We start from the raw sequence: 17,813 nt of genomic DNA, 5'->3' as shown, positions 1-17,813 counted from the left end.
TATGCTTGTGATTGCAGCCTATGTAATGTAATTCTGCCTTACAGTTTTTCAGCCCGGTCAGTCGATGTGGATGCCCACGCCGTTGACCTCCACGCCCTCGTCAGCTCGGATGAGGATGTACTTCTTGCCGTCGATGACCCGGGTCTCCACCAGGTCGCCCCGGTCGGGGGCCACCTTGATGACCACGTCGGGGGTACGCACCTCCAGCTGGCGGGTGTCCACCAGGTTGCGGGGGCTGAGCCTGGTGTCGTCGCCGAACGCGCCGTCGTACTTGGCGTCAAAGGCCTCCACGTGGGAGTCGGCCACGCCGCAGGACCGGAGCACGCTCTTCACCGTGCCCTTGGACACCACCAGGGGCTCCTCCTCGTGGCTGGCCTTGTGCTCCTCGATAAGGCCGCACAGCTGGTCCTGCACCGCCTGCACCACGTCGAAGCGGCAGTCCTCGGCCAGGGCGTCCCCCAGGATGGACTGGAAGGTCTCCTTCTGGGCGGCAGCCGGCATGGGAATCTCGGCGCGGAACACCGCGTCCACAAAGTCCTTGTGGTTCTCCTTGATGTCCTTGTTGTAGTAGAGGGCGTTGTAGAGGTTGGTGCTGCGGTCGTCAAAGGCTGGGAACAGGAACCCCAGCTCGGGGGCGGACACCAGCCAGTCTGCGGTCCGGTTGCGGAACTCGTTCTCCCGCACGTGGTAGCTCAGGGCGGGCTTGGTCTGCTTCACCGGGCAGACGCTGCACAGGATGTAGGAGTAGACCTGCTCGGAGCTGTCCTCCATCTCCTCCCCGTCCTTGGCCCGGTAGGGGACGTCGTAGGCGTCGTGGGCCAGGAGAATCAGATAGTTGCCCTCGATGGTCAGGGAGCCGATGACCTTCTGGAAGAAGGCCTGCACCGCCTCCTCGTCCTTCAGGCCCGAGCTGCGCAGGGCCATGAGCAGCTTGTGCTCCTCCCCCTCCGCCACCTGCCGGGTGGTGAATTCAATGTCCATCAGGTTCTTCCCCAAAGTGCCCGACAGGGTGCGCTTGAGGATGCCCAGGAATTTCTCGCTCTCCTCCTGGCTCATCAGGGCCAGGGATTGGTTGAACCGGGCCACAATCTCTCCCAGCTCGTTGACATAGCAGCCCCGCACATGGGTGATGCTGGTCTTGTCGGGACGAAAACGGCGGCGGATTTCCGCGATTTCTTTTTCGTTCATGCTTTTCCACTTCCAGTCTGGATTTCAGGCCGCGGTCTCACCGGACGCGGCAGACATTGCAGACATTATTGTAAACGAATTTCCCGCCGGGCGCAACGTGGATTTTGTCGCCGGGCCGTCAAACTCAACCGCTGGTTTGGTGCTTTTCTCCCGCCCATCCCTTATAATATAGGTACCGGCACACAGGAGGTACAGCCATGGACAACATGAAAACCGGACAATTTATCAGGGACCTGCGCAAGGAGAGGGGCATGACCCAGAAGGAGCTGGCGGACAGGCTCCATATCACGGACCGGGCCGTGTCCAAGTGGGAGCGGGGTCTGTGCGCGCCGGAGATCTCCCTGCTGGAGCCCCTGGCGGAGGCGCTGGGCTGCTCCGTCCTGGACCTGATGGCCGGGGAGCGGACAGCCAGGGCGGCGGACAGTCAGGAGGAGGCCCGCACCAGGGACGTGCTCCACTACTCCATCCAGCAGGTGCGCCGCCGGGTCAGGCTCACCCGGCGCTGGTGGCTGCTGGCCACGGCGGCTGTGGTCCTGGTGCTGGTGCTGGGCGGGACTGCCCTGTGGCGGAGCGGCGCGCTCTTTGTGGTGGCCAGAAGCACCTCCCCCGACGGGAGCGAGGAGGTCACAGTGTACAGCAAGGACCTGGTCTCCGGCGGCTTTGGGCTGGCGGACGCCACGTCCCTCATCGTCCGGCACGACAACGGCGTAAAACTGTTCATCACCTACGGCGACCACGCCTTCCAGGGGCTCTGGTGGGCGCCGGACAGCTCCAAATACGTCCTGGCCCTGGACTACGGCGGCAGGACCTATCTGGCCCTGGCCTTGCTGGAGTACAGCTCGGAGCACAACCTGCCCGTCCAACTGGCCTCGGCCATGGCGCAGAACAGCGACCTGAACCAGTACGGCTGGACGGAGACGGATGGACAGCCGGACATTGACTTTCAGTTTCTCCAGTGGGGGCTGGACAGCCAGTCCATGCTGATTTACTACACCTTCACCGGCCAGGACGGCCAGCGGCACGACGGCTATTTCTGGTACAACTGTGTGGACGGCAGCATCCGGGCCGTGCTGGAGCTGACCGGCGGGTAAGCCTCCCTCCTTCCGGGGCGTTTTCCGCCTGATTCGCGCGCCTTCGGCACGGATGCCGGCGCTCCATTCTATTGGTTTTCCCCACAAACAGCAGGACGGCGGTTCGAATGAACCGCCGTCCTGCTGTTTGTGCTATTTTCCGGACATCTGCGCTTACTTGCTCATCGCCCGGAACAGGAAGGTGACAATCTGTGCGCGGGTGCAGACCACATCGGGGCTGAACGCGGCCGCGCCGGTGCCGGTGGTGACGCCGTTCTCCACCGCCCACAGCACCGCGTCATAGTAGTAGCTGCCCTCCGCCACGTCGCTGAACGGGTTGTCCCTGGTATCCGGCGCTTTCGAACCGTTTGCCCGGTACAGGAACACGGCGATCTGTGCGCGGGTGCAGACCGCGTCGGGGCTGAACGTGGCAGCGCCGGTGCCGGTGGTGATGCCCTGGGCAACCGCCCAGCGGACAGCCTGGGTATAGTAAGCATCTGCGGGCACATCGGTGAAGCTCATGTCCCCATCGTCCTCCACGGGGCTGCCGGCAGCGCGCCACAGGAAGGTGACCACCTGAGCACGGGTGCAGGCCATATCGGGGCTGAATGTGGCCGCGCCGGTGCCGGTGGTGACGCCCTGGGCGACGGCCCACTTCACGGCCTCCGCATAGTAAGCGCCGGCAGGGACATCGGTAAATACCGTCTCCCCGGTCTGCTCGCTCTTGATGAAGGTGGCCTTGACCGTAACCTTGGAGGCGGGCATGGTAAAGGTGTACTTGCCGTCCTGCTCCGCGACAGGAATTTCTCTGCCGCTCTGGTCGGTAACGGTCAGCGTGTCCAGCTTGTAACCCTGGTCCGGCTTCACGGTCAGGGTCACGACAGCACCCTTGGCGGCTCTCTGGGGCTGTGCGGTGACAGTTCCGTTTTCGGTATCTGCCACGGAGACGGAATAGCTGGGCGTTACAGTGCCGCCGGAAGAGTTTACGCTGTAATTGGCCTTCACCTCCACCTGACCGGCGGGCATGGTGAAGGTGGTCTCGGCCGCGTTGGCATCGGCAAGGGTCACATCGCCGGAGACGACCGTCCAGCCGCTGAAGGTATAGCCGCTCTTGCTGCCGGCGGTGATGGTGACGGTGGCGCCCACCTCATACAGGCCGGAGCCACTGCCGTCCGTGACAATCACAGCGGGTTTCTCGCTGACAAAGACGGCATAGTTGGACAGGTGGTTGGTGGTGAAGGTGATGGTGCGGTTTTCTTCATCGCAGGTGGCGAACAGATAGGTGATGACGCCGTTGTCGGAGACGTGGCAGGCCACCACATACTTGCCGTTCACAATCTCGGGCACCTGGTCATAGGGGACGGTGATGGTCACGTCGCCGCCCAGCTCATGGAGCACATCCCGGCTTCCGTCGGGATGGGTGACAACGATGGAGACGTCCACCACCTTGGCCTCATTGGGGATGCTCTCCAGCGCCTCTTTCTGGGCCTCGGTCAGGTCCGCTTCGTCCACGCTCTTGAGGACCACGGAAATGGTATCCTCTCCGCTGGTGATCGCATCGGCCACCGTGTCCAGAACAGAATCGCTCATGGTGATGGAGGCATCCTCGGTGGAGACGGTCAGACCGTCGGCGTTTTCGCTCTTGCTCAGCTCGCTGACCAGGCTGCCGGGCAGCACCAGCTCATCCACACCGGATGCGCCGCCCAGGTCGATGGACACCGTTCCGTTGGCATTCCCGGCAATCTTGGCAATATCGTCTTCCGGAATGGTGATATGAGCGGTTCCGTCCTCCACATCCACCGCCACGTCCACGTTTTCCGTTCCGTCGCCGGTGTCCACGGTCACGCCCTGCTTGACCGTCAGTGTGCCCTCGGTGTAGTCCGCGGGATCTGCCGCCAGGTTGCTGCTTGCGGTCAGAGCCGCCCGGACGGAGTAGGTGCCGGCCTCAGAGGGAACGGTATCGGTCCACACCTCGTCCACCAGGTACTCCACGGAAATCACGGCCGTGTTGTCATAGGGGGTAACGGCAGCGGTGACAGCCGAGGTATGGCCCGCCAGCTGCTCCAGATTGCCCAGGGTGATGGTGTAGTCTTCCGCCCTGGAGACCGTCAGCGTGCCGTTTTCAAAGGTAATGTCGTAGTTTTTGGACGTCAGGCCGGAAACTGCGATGGGATACGCGCCCACAGCATCCAGGGCCTGATAGCCGCAGTCATATACGGCCTGGCCGGTGAGGACACTCTCATCTTCCTCATACTGCCAGCCTTCAGCTGTCCAGCCAAAGGCAGGGGCGGCCTGGCCATAGACCACGGCGGCATCGTCGGCACGGATGGTGAGCGGTGCCTTGTTGATGATCAGCTCGTAGCTGACGGAGGTCTGGGCGTATTTGCCGGGCACAGTGGCCGCCGTGACGGTGATGGTGGTGGTACCGGCGCCCTTGATGGTGACCCTGCCGCTGGCTGCATCCACCACCGCCACGCCGGGATCGGCGCTGGTATAGGTCAGCGCGCCGCCGCTCTCAGACAGGTTCTTGGCCTCGTTGTACACATCCTCCGAACCGTAGGTTCTTGTGACGGAGGACGCAGGAATCCAAAGCTCCTGCTTGGGCCACTTGGAGATGGTCTCGGTCTCGGTGGCGCCGCAGCGCTTGCAGGTGCGGGTCTGGGAGCCGTCCTCGGTTTCGGTGGCGGGCTTGGTGACCTCCCACTCGCCCCAGTCGTGGCCCAGAAGGTCTACATAGGCGTCCACATAGCTGTCATCACAGCGGGAACAGGTATGGGTGGTATAGCCCTGCTCGGTGCAGGTGGGCTGGGTGACAGTATCCTGATAGTCGTGGTTCAGGGCGGGAATCTCCTGAATCTCCTGGGCGCCGCAGCTGGTACAGGTGAGCGTCTGGGAGCCTGCCTCGGTACAGGTGGCCTCCTTGGTGACGTCCGGCTCACCCCAGACGTGCTGACCGGCCTTGCGGATCACCTGGTGACAGACAGAGCAGATATCGTCCTTGGTGCAGTCACTCTCCGTGGAGGTGTGTCCGGTGGCAGGGATTTCGGTCACGTCGGTCTTGGCGTCACAGCGGGTGCAGTGGTGGGACTTGGAACCGGCCTCGGTACAGGTGGGCTCCACATCCGTTGTCCAATCCTCGGAGAAGCTGTGGCCCAGCACGCTCAGGGTCATGGATTCGGTGTAATCGCATCTGGTGCACTTGCTCTCGGCGGTGCCGGTCTCCGTACAGGCGGCCTCCTTGGTGATGGTCCACTCCCCCATATCGTGGCCCAGAGCGGGAATCTCAACAGTCAGGGTGTCCTTGCAGCCTTCCACCGTACAGGTGTAGGTCATGACGCCCTTTTCCGTACAGGTGGCCTCCTTGGTCACAACGCCCTTGTCGTACTCATGGGTATGGGCGTCATCCAGGCTGTCCACCAGTTTGATTTCCACGGGAATCTCCGTGGTGCTGCCCGCGCCGGTGAACAGGAACACCCGCTTGAGCATGTACTCGATGCCGTCGGACAGGTCCAGTCCTTCGGCAAAGGTGATGGTAAAGGTACCGGCCAGAACCTCGGTGGGTTTGAACTCCTGGGCGCTGAGGGTAAAGCCGTTTTTCAGCGCACCGGTACCGGCGTCCGGCTGGAAGGGGCCCTTCAGGTCGTAGGAGGCCAGGACCTCGTCGATGGTATAGGCCTGGCGGAAGGTACCGCCGAACACCTCAAAGTTCACGTTGTAGAGGGACTTGCCGGACACATTGCGCAGTTCATAGCGCATCCGGTAGGGCTGACCGGTGACGGCAGTCCTTTCCGCCGTGATGGTCATCTTCATGGCGTCGCCGGCCAGAACGCTGATGGGGTCTCTGGTGGTGAAGCCAACCGCCATGGGCTCCTCAACGTCCTCGGAGGTACGGGTGCCGGTGACGGTTCCGCTCAGGGTGTAGTCGCCTTCGGTATCGCCCCGCACATACCAGTGGTGGACGGCCGCGCCGGAGGGGGCGATGTCGCCCAGCTCCACCGTGGCGGACTGCTGTCCCTCCATCATGTCGGCCAGGGACAGGCCGGCAGGCAGGTTCAGCTGGGCGGTGCAGTTCTCCACAGTCTCCATGGCGGAGGTGTTGGTCACCAGCAGCTGGACGTCGAACATCTCCTTGAGCCAGGTGACCCGGGAGGGTACAATCAGGAAGATATCCTTGGCCACGGGATAGAGGACGCCGTCCTCAAAGGGAGCCGGGTCGCCCTTGACCACCTGGCCGTCGTCGTTGTAGTAGTATTTCACCTCCACAAAGTCCAGAATCACCGTGCTCTCAAACACATGGCTGTTGCCGGGGGCGTTGGGGTCGATGCCGGCCGCCACCATGTCGTCATAGGTCATCTCCTTGACGGTGGTCTCCACCTGGAGAATATCCTCGGTGCTCATGGGGATGGTGAAGGTCTTTTTGTTCTCCGAGATGGCCAGATTGGGAATCCGGCGGGGCTGATAGCCGTCGGCCAGAACCATTACGCTGTAAGTACCGTCGGGCACATCCAGCTTGGCCACGCCCCGCTGGTCCGTGGTGGCCGATGCCTTCAGCGCGCCGTCCTGATAGAGGGCCACCGCGGCGCCGGAGATGGGGGCGATGGTATTGCTGTCCTCCACCGTAAAGGTCACGCGGCCCTCCACGAGATTCACCGTTCTGGTCTGGCCCATGGCATGGGCGCCCTCGCTGTCGGTGATACTCATGCGGACATTGTACTGTATGGGGAGATGGTCCGCGTCCACCGGCGCGGCCCATGTGACCGTGGCCCGGTCGCCGCTGTAATCCACCGTCAGGTCGCCGTTCTGCCAGATACCGGGGGTCTCGCCGCCGGTCTGATACTGAAGGGTCACCTGCTGCAGGGTGGGCGTGTATTCCTCCACGTCGGAGACCGCGGTCACCGTCAGAGGAATGGACATCACAGCGCCGCTTCCCCGGACCGTGTAGCTGCTCTGGAGATCGTCGGCAATGCTCAGCTCCGCGGTGCTGGTCTCTGCGGCGGGAGAGTTGACCGAGGTGTTGCCCGCCTTGTCCCGGGTCTGCACGGTAAAGGTGTATTTCGTTTTATGCTGCAGACCGGTGACCGTATAAGTGGTATTGTCGCCGGTCAGCTGCTCCACCAGTTCGCCGTTCATCAGGACATTGTAGCCCGCCACACCCATATTATCGGTACCTGCCGTCCAGCTCAGGGTCACGGTGGTGGTGGTGCGGCCGGTGACCGTCAGGGACTCCGGCGCGGTGGGCGGCTCCTGGTCGGCAGTGGAGACGGTCTTCTGGGACTTGTTGCCCGCCAGGTCCACCGCCTCAATGGTAAAGCGGTTGCCGTCGTCCGCCGACGCCGCCACATTGTAGGAGGTGGAGCCGGCCTCTGCCCTGCCCAGAGGAACGTCATTCTTGTAGATCTGGAAATAGTCCACATCCTTGTCGCTGCACGTCCAGTGGAGCACGGCGGCATTGTCCTCCAGGAAGGTGAAGGTCACATCGCTGACCGTGGGCGGGGTGGTATCCACCGTCAGATAGACCGTCCTGCTGCCCACGGCTCCGCTGTCGTCGGCCACGGTCAGGGTGTGGGACCCTTCAGAAAGGCCGGTCAGGCTTGCGCTGAAATAGCCGTACTCGTTGGTCTGCGCCGTGGCCAGCGTCTCGCCCTGCTCGGTGATTGTGACGCTGCCGTTGGGCGAGGCATAGCCAAAGAGCGTATAGCTGGTCTGGTTGATCAGGACGCCGCCATTGGCAAACTGGGGCAGAATCACATTGTCCGGATTGCCGAACACCAGAATCCGCTCCACCGGCTCGCCCATAACCACGCCCCGGTACGCTTCGTTATCTTGGTATTCGTTGCTCATGTCGACGGCAAACACCCGGATGGACTGGGTGTTCTCATAGTAAAAGCTGCCGCCATAGGACTGGGAATCCCAGAAGTCGGACCTGGGGTTGAAGGTCAGGCTGAATTCGTACCGCCCGTCCTCAGTGGGACCCACATAGCCCATCTGCTGGCTGGCATGCCTGCCGTCGGCGTCGTAGAAGGACACCCACAGCCGGGTAGCCGGCAGAGAGGTGGTGGCGGTGATGGTGTACTGGCTGTCCGCGGACTGAACGCCCTGGACGCGCTCGGGCACCCGGACATCGTAGTCCCTGGCAATACACAGCCACAGGTTGAAGGTGTAGGTCAGATTCTCGCTGTCGCCGCTCTTTCCGCTCTTGGAAAGCTCCACATACAGCGTGCGGGGGCCGTCCTCACCCTCAAAGGTATGTGCGTAGTAGCGGTTTGCAAAATAGGGTTGGAAGCGCTCTTCCGCCAGAGCCTCCCGGGTCTCGGCCCAGCGCAGATAGCCGTACGCGCCCATGTTGACGCCCTCGATCCGCACCTCCTCGGCGTGCATGACGGGATCGCCGCTGTCATCCCCCCAGGCGTCATCCTCATCGTTCAGGGTAATGATGGGGCTGGTCTCCGCCTGCACGGTGACGGTACTCCTGCCCAGGACCTTGCCGTCCATATAGACCCGCAGCTCATAGCTTCCCGCGGGACGATCGGCAAAGACGCCCTTGTTGAAGTACAGGTACTGGGTGCTGCCGTCCGCCTCGCCCTGGAGCGTCATGGGGAAGCCCTCCGGAGTCAGGCAGGTGTAGCCGCTGTACAGCTTGCCGGTGTACTCGGCGTCCACGGGCAGACAGGAGCCCATCAGATACCCGTTGGCCCCACTGTCCGATCCATACAGGCGCGGACTGCTCGTCTCATTTGGTTTGACGGAAATGCCCCCCGCAAGCTGCCTGCCGTCGAGATACGCCGTATAGGTTCCGGCGGTGACCGGCTTGTCCAGGGTGAGGGTCAGATCGTACTAATAGCTTCCGCTGTTCCACTCTGCGGTATAGCTTGCGACGGCAAAGGTGTCCGTGCCGTTGGAGAGGGTGATGGACTTGAGCGCCTCCAGATCGGCTCTTTCGATGTTCCTGAAGGATCTGCTGTTTACATAGAGCCGGCCCGCCACGGTATCCTTACCCGGCTTCAGCGCATGCCATTCAAAATATGCATGACTGCTGTTGCTCAGGTCCAGGGGCACCTTGTCCGCCGTATAGGTGAAGTCCTTGTCGTTGATAGGAGCCTCGGTACCGCTGCCGTCCCGGAACACAAGGGTATAGGCCGTGCCGGGCGTCAGTTTCCCGAAGTCCCCGGCGGTAAAGGTGTGGGCATAGACCAGCATGTCCTGAACTCCGCTGGGCTGGCCGGTGATGATCGGGCTGGTCAGCACGTCGGTATCGCCGTTTTTGAAGACGAACCGGCCGGTACCGCCGGAATTGAGGACCTCCGTGTAAATGGGGAACTCACCCAGGTTGGTCCATATGGTGTGAGCACCATAGTCTACCATAGGAATCGTATTCATGAGCCACAGTTCATCCGTCGTGTAGACCGTATTGAACTGGACGCCGTTGAGATAGAGATAATAGGTTCTCCGCACGGCCAGGCTGCCGGTGATATGCAGGGTGCCGGTGATGACGCCCTGTTCGCCATTTGACACGGTCTGCGTCAGCGCCTCACAGCGGCCCAGTACGGTTCCGTTGCTGTCCCGCAGCTCCAGCACGTCCCCGCTCCCCTTGTAGAAGGAGCAGCCGTTGTAGTACTCCAGCCGGAACGCCAGGTCCCTGGCGGTGGGTTTCATGGCGTAGGGATAAAAATAGACCGTCTCCTGGCGGAGGTTGGCGTAGGGATTTGTGAAGCTTTGCGGTGTGCTGCCGTACTCATCCCCGTCTGCATAGACCTTTACCCACAAAAGGCTCTCGTAGCCGGTCATGGGCACCACCATGCCGCCGGTTGTCAGCTGCAGCTCCACCGTCTGGGTGTCGCTTTCCGCCGTGAAGGTCTGGTCGGCGTACAGATTGGTCCCCTGGGAGTCGCTGCTGACCGCGACGCGATAGCCGGTACCCGCCGTCAGACAGGACAGCTCCACCGCCACACGGGCCGTCTGGGGGTCCAGAACCCGGAAGCCCTCAACGGAGGCCCTGGGGGCGGAGGCGCTGCTGGATGCGGCTCCTACGCCGTCCACCATCACCTTATCGCCGGTGTAGCGGATGGCCAGGCTGTATCTGGGGCCACTCTGGATGCTCTGCCCCTCGGCCACCTTCATCTGGGCACACAGATACCATTGGCTGCTCTCGTAATTGGCACTGATATCCCGGTATGTGCCCGTGGACTGGGCCACCACGGTGTCTCCGTCCATGAGGGAGAAGGTCAGGCCCTCCAGCTCCTCCTCCCGCTCGAATCCATAGACCGTCAGGCGGAGATCAAGCTCCTGGGCGCCGGTATACAGCTTGTCGAGGTATGCATCGGAAATCAGCAGCGCCCCGTCGCCCACAATCTCCATGGTGCCGGTGCAGGGGTAGGTCACATTTCCGGCCACCAGCTGGAGGGTGTAGCTTCCCGCCGGCAGCTCCGCAGCGTTATCAAAACGCGCTCCGGAAATGTAATAATGCTTCGTCTCATAATCGGAGTAATAGCTGGAGAGCGCCCTGCTGGAGGCCACGGCCGTGCCCTCCTCATCCAGCAGCTGAAGAATGCCGTTGGATTCCGGCTTCTCCGTCACATAGGATTCACCGTCAGGGGTTTTGATGAAGGCTCTTCCGTTGTAGGAAATAACCGCGCTGCCCGCATAGACATACTCGGAGCCTTCCTGATTTTCCACCAGGCCAAAGGCGGAGATTCCGCCCGCGCCCTGGGGCGCAGGGGCCTCCTCCCCCTCCTCAATGACCGGCAGGAACACTGTCTGCCCGGCTTCCGGCAGCGCCGCCGCCAGCGCTTGGGCGGGCAGCAGGCTCAGCAGCAGGCTCACGCTCAGCAGCAGGGCCCAAAGCCTTGTCCGTGTTCGTCTCATAACAGTTCTCCTCTCTTCCGGCAGACTGCCGGTGATGTTTCGCTCCCCCCATAGAACCATCCGCGGGGAGCGGCTGCCCGTTACCGCATCATGTACCGGTACAGGAAGGTCACAATCTGCGCACGGCTGCACACCAGGTCCGGGGAGAAGGTGGTGTCGCTGGTACCGGTGGTGATTTCCTCCGCCACGGCCCAGCCCACGGGATAGTGGTACGGCCCGTTGATCTCCACATCCTGGAAGTGGTTCGAGCCGTGTCTGGGCTTGCCCTCCAGGGTCCACAGGTAGATTACGGTGCTCAGACGGGTGCAGGGGGTGTCTCCGCCGAAGGTGTCGCCCTCCACCAGGCCCTTCTCGCAGGCCCACACCGCGGCGTCACGGTACCACGCGTCGTCAGGCACGTCCTTGTAGGTGAGCTCCGCGCCGGACGCCGGGGAACCGGCCGCACGCCAGAAGAAGGTGATAATCTCGGCGGTGGTGCAGGGGGTGTCCGGAGAGAAGGTGGTGGCGCTGGTGCCGGTGGTGATCCCCTTCTCCACCGCCCACTTCACGGTGTCCGCATACCACGCGCCGTCGGGCACGTCGGAAAATTTGACGCCGCCCCCAGTGGTCAGGTCCTTCACCCGGAAAAACACGTCGGCCGCGTCCCGGTCCGGCGTGAGACGATAGAGCTCAGCGGGGCGATCGGCAAAGGTCTTTACAGTCCACTTGAAGCCGCCCTGAACGCCCAGCCCCTCCTGCTTGTAGGAGCCGTCGGCCTGCAGACGGTAGGGCATAAACTTGCTCACGGCGCTGTGCGTGTACACCACGGTGTCGGCGGTGTTGAACAGGGTGTAGACCGTGGCCGTGATCTCTTCCTTGACGGTCTCCCCGCTCTCGTAGTCCGTGTAGGTGAGCTGCAGGGTCTCCTCCTCCTGGGCGTAGACGCCGATGAACTTCACATTCCCCAAATCCACCGTGTCCGTGTCAATCTCGCCGGCAAACGCACCCGTCGCCAGCACACCGGCCGCCAGCACGGCGGCCAGCAGAAGAGACAGAATTTTCTTCCCGTATTTCATAGACAAACTTCCTTTCTCCAACAATTCTGCCGTAGCGCTGTCCGAATGGGGCCTCCTTTCCGGGAGATGGCTCCGCAGCACGGCAGGGACTGCGGGATGTGTCTCCGTAATTCGTCCAACTTAAACACAGCCTCCAAGGCCCTGTCAATGATGTAAGTTTTAACCAAAGCAAAAAATATTCCGTAAATCCCACTTGGTTAAAACTTACTTCGTTGACAGATTGCTTTGTACATGGTACGTTTTCCAAAAAAGGGGGGGATTTGCGTGGATTTTACCGGAGCCTGTTGCCCGAAGGCCCTTGCCCGGTTCCTGATCCCGCTGATGGCGGCGGAGCTCTTCCAGCAGGTCTACGGCCTGATCAACACCGCCGTGGTCAGCTATGCCCTGGACGATACGGCTCTGGCGGTCATGGGGGCCTGCGGCGGCCTGCTGACCATTCGGGGCAAGGTGCTGGCCGGGATGTTTTACGGGTTCGGCATCTGCCTGGGCACGGCCGTAGGCAGCGGGGACCCCAAACGTCTCCCCGCCGCCTTCTCCGCCGCCCTGCGGTATACGCTGATTCTCTCCGGCCTGGGCCTGCTGGCCGCGCTGGGGGTAAATGGCCTGATGGCCCTGGGCAATCTCCCGCCCCAGCTGCGCCCCGCGGCGGCGCCCTACCTGATTCTCTCCTTTGCCGGAGCGGGGGCCACCGCCGCCAAGCTGCTGCTGATGGTGCTCCTCCAGGCGGTGGGAGACACGGGCTATTTCAGCGCACTGGCCGTCCTGGGCGCGGTGACCAACACGGCGCTGGTGGTACTGTTCATCGGCGTGTGGAAGGGCGGCGTGGCCTGGGCGGCGCTGGCCACGGTGCTGACCAACGCCCTGCTGGCCCTGCTTTTGCTGCGGTACGTCCGGCGGAACCGGCCCCGGCTGCTGCGGACTGTGGGTCCCCGTGAAATTCCGGGTACGGTGTGGCGGGGTCTGCTGCAAAACGGCGGCGCCAAAACCGTCTACTTCTTCCTCAGCGCGTTGGGCGCCCTGGTGCTCCAGCGGGCGGTGAACACCCTGTCTCCCCGGCTGATTGCCGCCCAGGCCATCGCCCTCTCCCTGCAGGCGGTCCTCATCGCGCCCCAGGGGGAGCTGGGCACCGCCTCCGGCGTGATCACCGGCCAGAATGTGGGTGCGGGCAACCGGGAAAATATCCTGGCCTGCCACCGGCGGTTGGTCCGGCTCTTTGTGATTCTGGGCCTGGCAGCGGCAGCCCTGGTCTGGATTGCGGGTCGCCCCCTTGTGGGGCTGGTGGCCGGACCGGGACAGCCTTCCGAAGTGACAGAGGCATCCCTCTTGTGGCTCCGCCTCACCGTGCTGGTGTTTCCGGTGAGCTTCGCCATTCTCTACCGCAACGCCCTGCAGGCCATGGGTCGGTATGGCGGCGTGGTGGCCCTGGGCGGTATGGAGGTGCTGTGCAGCGCCGCTGCCGCCTGGCTTCTCATTCCCGCCTTCGGCTATATGGGCGGAGCGCTGGGCGTGGTGCTGAGCTGGGGGGCCTCCGCCCTTCTGGGCAGCGCGTTGTTTCGGCGTACCCTGAGAGGAGGCGATTGGAATGCACGCTGATACGGTCCGGCCGGACGGCCTGAGCACGGAGCAGCTGCTGACGCCTCAGGAGGGGTTGGCCCTGGGGCTGGACCGGGAGCTGATTTGGAGCTGGAACCAAATCGTGCTGCAAAGCCGGTATCCCGATACACCTCCGGGGTTTTCCGGTCCGGAAGAACAGCAGCGGGCCGTGGCACTCTGGGAGGAGCAGTACGCCGCCTATCGGAGGACCCATGAGCATGCGCTCTTCCCCAGGCCCATTCTTCCGCCGGAACAATTTGTGGGCCGTGAGGAGGAGCTGGCGGCCATCCACCGGCAGCTGAGCGGCGGAAGCGGGCCCGGCCGGGTGCTGCTTCACGGCATGGGCGGTCTGGGCAAGACCACCCTGGCCCGTGCTTACGCCGCCCGGTTTGCCGGGGCCTACGGCACCGTTGTGTGGCTGAATGTCCGACAGGACCTGACCCACACCTTCTGCGACGACGGAGAGCTGAACATCCGGAACCTGTCCTGGAATTCCGGGCAGTACGCGGATCAGGCCCAGTACTTCAAGAAAAAGTGGAAGGTGTTCACCGGGCTTTTGGAAAACCGGCGGGTGCTGCTGATTCTGGACGATGTGAACCAGCTGAAGGACCGGGTTTTCCCCCTGCTGTGGCAGCTGCCCTGCGCCCTGCTGATGACCGGGCGGGTGTGCGGAGCGGACTGGCCGGTGGCGGTGCACCGCCTGCCCCCGCTGGACCGGAGGTACTGGCGGGATTTTTACCGCTGCTGCGGCCAGAGCCCTCTGACCCCCGGCGAAATCCAGCGTCTGGACGCATTCTGCGCCGGAGTGCAGGGCAATCCCCTTCTGATGCGTCTGGCCCTGTGCAGCCCGGACCAGCCGCCGGCGCTGGGCGCCGGAAAGGACGACCTGACCCGATACTTTATCCGCAGGCCCCTGATGAGCCAGACCGATATCCGCGTCCTCCGCTGTCTGGCGCTGCTGCCGGCGGGCGGCATGGAGACCGGGCGCTTTCTCCGGGCGTCAGGGCTGAAAGCGGCCGCACTGGAGCGTCTTTGCGCCATGTCGCTGGTGTGGGTGCGGCAGCAGGACGGACAATCCCTGTGCGGGCTCCATCCGGTGATTGCGGAGAGCGTCCGGCGCTGCTACCCCCCTGCCCCGGAGAACTGCCGCCGATTTCTCCGGGGGATGCAGGAGGAATACGCCCACATCTGGGACGAACCCTATGGTGAGGTGGTCAAAGCCGTGCCCGTCTGCTTTTCACTGCTGGACGCCTGGCCCACGCCCCGTGCCTGGCTGGCCGACAGCTACGATACCTTCGCCACCGTTTTATGGATCGGAGGATATTTCGGGGAGTCCCTGCAATACATGCTCCGGCTCTACCAAAGCTGTGAGGAGCATTACGGGGCGGTGCATCAGGTCACCGGCAGCATTGCCATGCGGGTGGGGGCGGTGTACCACAACAGCATGCAGTTTTCCAGCGCCAAGGCCTGGTATCAAAAGGCTCTGGAGATTCTGCGGAAGTGCAGGCCCTACAACGCCCTCTACTTCTACCGGCTGGCCCAGGCGGCCCACAAAATGTGCCGCAATGACCGCCATGAGGGCAGGTATGTTTCGGCATTGGCCTACTGCCGGGAGGCTCTGGAGGCCTTTGGGCGGTATGAGAATCTGGTGGGGCACCTCCCCCTTCCGCACCGCAAAACCGGCTATTTTCTCCATCTGGAGCAGGCCAAGCTGTTGGCTTGCCGGAGGCAATACCGGCAGGCGCTGGAGGTGTGCCGTCAGCTGCGGGAGGACTTCTGCACGGAACCCTTCGGGGAGCAGCGGCATTTCAGCGTGGAGCTGGACCTGCTGCGCGCTGAAATTCTGCTCAGGCAGGGAGAGGTTCCGGGGGCAATGGAGCTGGCCCGGAGCTGCACGGAGGTCACCCAGGCCATGCGGGGAGAAGCCGCCAAGGAGACCCTGAGCTGCCAGGAGGTTCTGGCGGACGCCTGGGCTGCTGCCGGAGAAGCGGAGGCTGCCCGGACGCTGTACCGTCAGATTCTCCACAAGCTGACCCAGTACTATCCCCGCCAGACCCAGTGGTATGAGACGCTCCGCGAGAAGGAAGCGGCGCTTTGAGCCGGGAGGATCAGGATGGAACAGTACCAAAAGGAAACCCTGGACTGGCTGGAGAACACTCTGGCCCTCTGCACCGAGCCCGGGTGGGAGTCCCGTGAGACCGCATGGATTCGGGAACGATTTGAGGATGTGGCCCGGTCTCAAAGCTTAAGCGGACGGGGCGCGCTGGACCGGCTGGTATTTGAGCGGCTGTACGGACGGCAGCCGGAGAAGAGCACGGAGCAGCTGGCCGTGCGATACTGGCGCACCGGACGGCACAAGCCCCAGAGCCGGGAGCAGTGTCTGGCGCTGGGGCGGGCGCTGGCGCTGAATCCGGCAGATGAAGCCTTCCTCCTGAAGGGGTACTACGACAGCGCCGACATGGTGTTTGATGCTGCGGATTATGAAGACCCGGTCTACTGCCGGCGGAGGCGGTATCTGGAGGATTTGGAGGCCCAATATCTGGCCATGGTTCATCCGCTGGAGCTGGAATGTCTGAATATTCCCTGGGAAAAATCCGGGGAATATCTGCGCCACTGCTATGTCCAGGACGCCAGACAGTATGTGGACACCAAAAACAAATTGGATGAGACCAGCCATCTCAACAGCGCAAACTACGTCAACGAGTTTCAGCGGCTTCGCTTTCTGCTGGGTGAAATCCCCAGAAAAACAATGCTGCGCCACCTGTTTTTGCTGTCCGCCCCGTTTGTCTCTCCGTCCATCCTCGACCGGGGCCTGACAACGCTGGGATATCTCCCCCTGGATGAGCGGCATGAGAGCCGTTTTGGCGAGCGGACGGATTTTCTGGTTCTGAGCCTGTTGGAGCGGTATCAGCAGGAGTGCGCGGGAAAGCCCCCCTCCGGCTGCCACGCGTGGCTCCGCCGCACCTGCCGCCTCATGGACACATTCCTGCTCCACTGCGGACACCCGGAATTGCGATTTCTGCATTTCAAAACCCTGGATGGAGAAAAGAAAAAGGCAAGGCAGTAGGCCCTGTTTGACGCAGCAGCATCTGCCTTTGTTCACAGCGTACTGAAGCACTCTAAAAACGAAGGAGGGTACCTTGCGGTACCCTCCTTCGTTTTACCTTCTATCATTCCTCTGACTACATTTTATGCACTATTTGAATGTCTGCGGCAAGCCCGCAAAAGGGTGCACACCTTGCCACCCCCGCTAATTTGAGCTATACTATGGATGTTAACTGCCTTAGAATTACAAATACACACTTGATTATCATGTTCATAGAAAGCTGATGAGGGGTCACTATGACAGATGCATTGTCTTTTGTGCTGTTGGGTATTTGTGCGGTTTCTCTCATTGCGTGTTTTGTACTTGTCAATCATATATTACAGGCACTTTCTAAAAAGGAAACACGCAAAGTAGAAAGAATGTGCGGCAGACTCACGTTGAGCCTCGTTTGCGGCGGGCTGTCATTATCGTCATATGTGGTTTTAGACGCTCTGAAGGAAGTCCTTCATCTTACGATTGGTCTCATACTTCTTAAAATTGTGGGAGCCATCGGGCCATTTGCGATTGGCGGCGGGTGTGCAGTTTATATGTTTTATAAAGCCGCAAAAAAGTAAGTGCATAAAAGCGGAACGAGATTTCATAAATTCATTTAAAAAAGGCGCCGCCCAACCGGATTACGGGCGGCGTCTTCATATATCCCGGCAAGAAAGCGGGCTGCTCCCTTGAGTCCGCCGGGCAGCTGAGTTATATTCTCTGTTTCAATTTCAAAAAAGAAAAAGACCTGAAATCTTACGATTTCAGGCCTTTTTTGGTGGAGATAAGCGGGATCGAACCGCTGACCTCTTGAATGCCATTCAAGCGCTCTCCCAGCTGAGCTATACCCCCATATTGCTGTCATCTTGTGACGACTTGTACATTATAGCAGGCCATCTCTCTGCTGTCAACTGAAAATTTAAAATTTCCCTATTTTTCTCTCGGGCAATCCGCTGTGACAGCTGC

Annotated in this window: 9 protein-coding genes, 1 tRNA gene and 1 pseudogene; 6 read left to right on the top strand and 5 right to left on the bottom strand. The window is 61.8% G+C overall.

What is annotated here, in order from left to right; all coding sequences use genetic code 11:
* Positions 1 to 57 precede the first annotated feature (57 nt).
* Complete coding sequence (locus tag ACOX7T_RS09570) at positions 58 to 1,188, bottom strand: DUF4317 domain-containing protein (protein WP_433442173.1); 1,131 nt, start codon at positions 1,186 to 1,188, stop codon at positions 58 to 60.
* Positions 1,189 to 1,385: 197 nt separating this feature from the next.
* Here ACOX7T_RS09570 and ACOX7T_RS09565 point away from each other — a divergent pair, with 197 nt between their 5' ends.
* A complete protein-coding gene (locus tag ACOX7T_RS09565) occupies positions 1,386 to 2,279 on the top strand; it encodes a helix-turn-helix domain-containing protein (protein WP_433442171.1) in 894 nt (297 codons plus the stop codon).
* A gap of 153 nt (positions 2,280 to 2,432) precedes the next feature.
* Here ACOX7T_RS09565 and ACOX7T_RS09560 read toward each other — a convergent pair whose 3' ends face one another.
* The 3 genes from ACOX7T_RS09560 to ACOX7T_RS09550 form a co-directional block, all read right to left on the bottom strand.
* Positions 2,433 to 8,936, bottom strand: a complete 6,504-nt coding sequence (locus tag ACOX7T_RS09560; RefSeq protein ID WP_433442169.1) for an S-layer homology domain-containing protein — start codon at positions 8,934 to 8,936, stop codon at positions 2,433 to 2,435.
* A gap of 156 nt (positions 8,937 to 9,092) precedes the next feature.
* Positions 9,093 to 11,120, bottom strand: coding sequence for a hypothetical protein (locus ACOX7T_RS09555; RefSeq protein ID WP_433442167.1), 2,028 nt, complete (start codon positions 11,118 to 11,120; stop codon positions 9,093 to 9,095).
* Positions 11,121 to 11,200: 80 nt separating this feature from the next.
* A complete protein-coding gene (locus ACOX7T_RS09550) occupies positions 11,201 to 12,175 on the bottom strand; it encodes an S-layer homology domain-containing protein (protein WP_433442165.1) in 975 nt (324 codons plus the stop codon).
* 231 nt (positions 12,176 to 12,406) lie between these two features.
* Between ACOX7T_RS09550 and ACOX7T_RS09545 the strand changes: the two are divergent.
* From ACOX7T_RS09545 to ACOX7T_RS09525, 5 genes and pseudogenes are all read left to right on the top strand, one after another.
* Positions 12,407 to 12,907: pseudogene (locus ACOX7T_RS09545) on the top strand (MATE family efflux transporter); the annotation flags it as partial.
* Positions 12,908 to 12,997: 90 nt separating this feature from the next.
* Positions 12,998 to 13,768 carry an MATE family efflux transporter gene (locus tag ACOX7T_RS09540; RefSeq protein WP_433442262.1) on the top strand — a complete coding sequence of 257 codons (771 nt, stop codon included), beginning with the start codon at positions 12,998 to 13,000 and terminating at the stop codon, positions 13,766 to 13,768.
* Entirely contained in the window at positions 13,758 to 15,866 is a 2,109-nt protein-coding gene (locus ACOX7T_RS09535; RefSeq protein WP_433442163.1) for an NB-ARC domain-containing protein, read from the top strand. Before ACOX7T_RS09540 ends, ACOX7T_RS09535 begins: the two co-directional genes overlap by 11 nt.
* Before the next feature lie 15 nt (positions 15,867 to 15,881).
* Positions 15,882 to 16,835 (top strand): hypothetical protein, encoded by a 954-nt coding sequence (locus tag ACOX7T_RS09530; protein ID WP_433442161.1) that lies wholly within the window; start codon positions 15,882 to 15,884, stop codon positions 16,833 to 16,835.
* Positions 16,836 to 17,110: 275 nt separating this feature from the next.
* The gene (locus tag ACOX7T_RS09525; protein WP_433442159.1) at positions 17,111 to 17,428 is read left to right on the top strand and encodes a hypothetical protein; all 318 of its coding nucleotides are present in this window, start codon (positions 17,111 to 17,113) and stop codon (positions 17,426 to 17,428) included.
* Between the two features lie 195 nt (positions 17,429 to 17,623).
* Here ACOX7T_RS09525 and ACOX7T_RS09520 read toward each other — a convergent pair.
* Positions 17,624 to 17,699 (bottom strand) — tRNA-Ala (locus tag ACOX7T_RS09520).
* Positions 17,700 to 17,813 lie beyond the last annotated feature (114 nt).

It is taken from the genome of Pseudoflavonifractor sp. (assembly GCF_050943825.1).
GTDB lineage: Bacteria > Bacillota > Clostridia > Oscillospirales > Oscillospiraceae > Pseudoflavonifractor.
Note: the sequence above shows the minus strand (reverse complement) of the source record. Positions and strands in the feature narration are given on the sequence as shown.

Bases quoted from the DNA above. Each gene is read 5' to 3' on its own strand.
- ACOX7T_RS09555 (WP_433442167.1), bottom strand. From the start codon at position 11,120: ATGAGACGAACACGGACAAGGCTTTGGGCCCTGCTGCTGAGCGTGAGC.
- ACOX7T_RS09530 (WP_433442161.1), top strand. From the start codon at position 15,882: ATGGAACAGTACCAAAAGGAAACCCTGGACTGGCTGGAGAACACTCTG.
- ACOX7T_RS09550 (WP_433442165.1), bottom strand. From the start codon at position 12,175: ATGAAATACGGGAAGAAAATTCTGTCTCTTCTGCTGGCCGCCGTGCTG.
- ACOX7T_RS09565 (WP_433442171.1), top strand. From the start codon at position 1,386: ATGGACAACATGAAAACCGGACAATTTATCAGGGACCTGCGCAAGGAG.
- ACOX7T_RS09560 (WP_433442169.1), bottom strand. From the start codon at position 8,936: ATGGGCTCCTGTCTGCCCGTGGACGCCGAGTACACCGGCAAGCTGTAC.
- ACOX7T_RS09525 (WP_433442159.1), top strand. From the start codon at position 17,111: ATGACAGATGCATTGTCTTTTGTGCTGTTGGGTATTTGTGCGGTTTCT.
- ACOX7T_RS09570 (WP_433442173.1), bottom strand. From the start codon at position 1,188: ATGAACGAAAAAGAAATCGCGGAAATCCGCCGCCGTTTTCGTCCCGAC.
- ACOX7T_RS09535 (WP_433442163.1), top strand. From the start codon at position 13,758: ATGCACGCTGATACGGTCCGGCCGGACGGCCTGAGCACGGAGCAGCTG.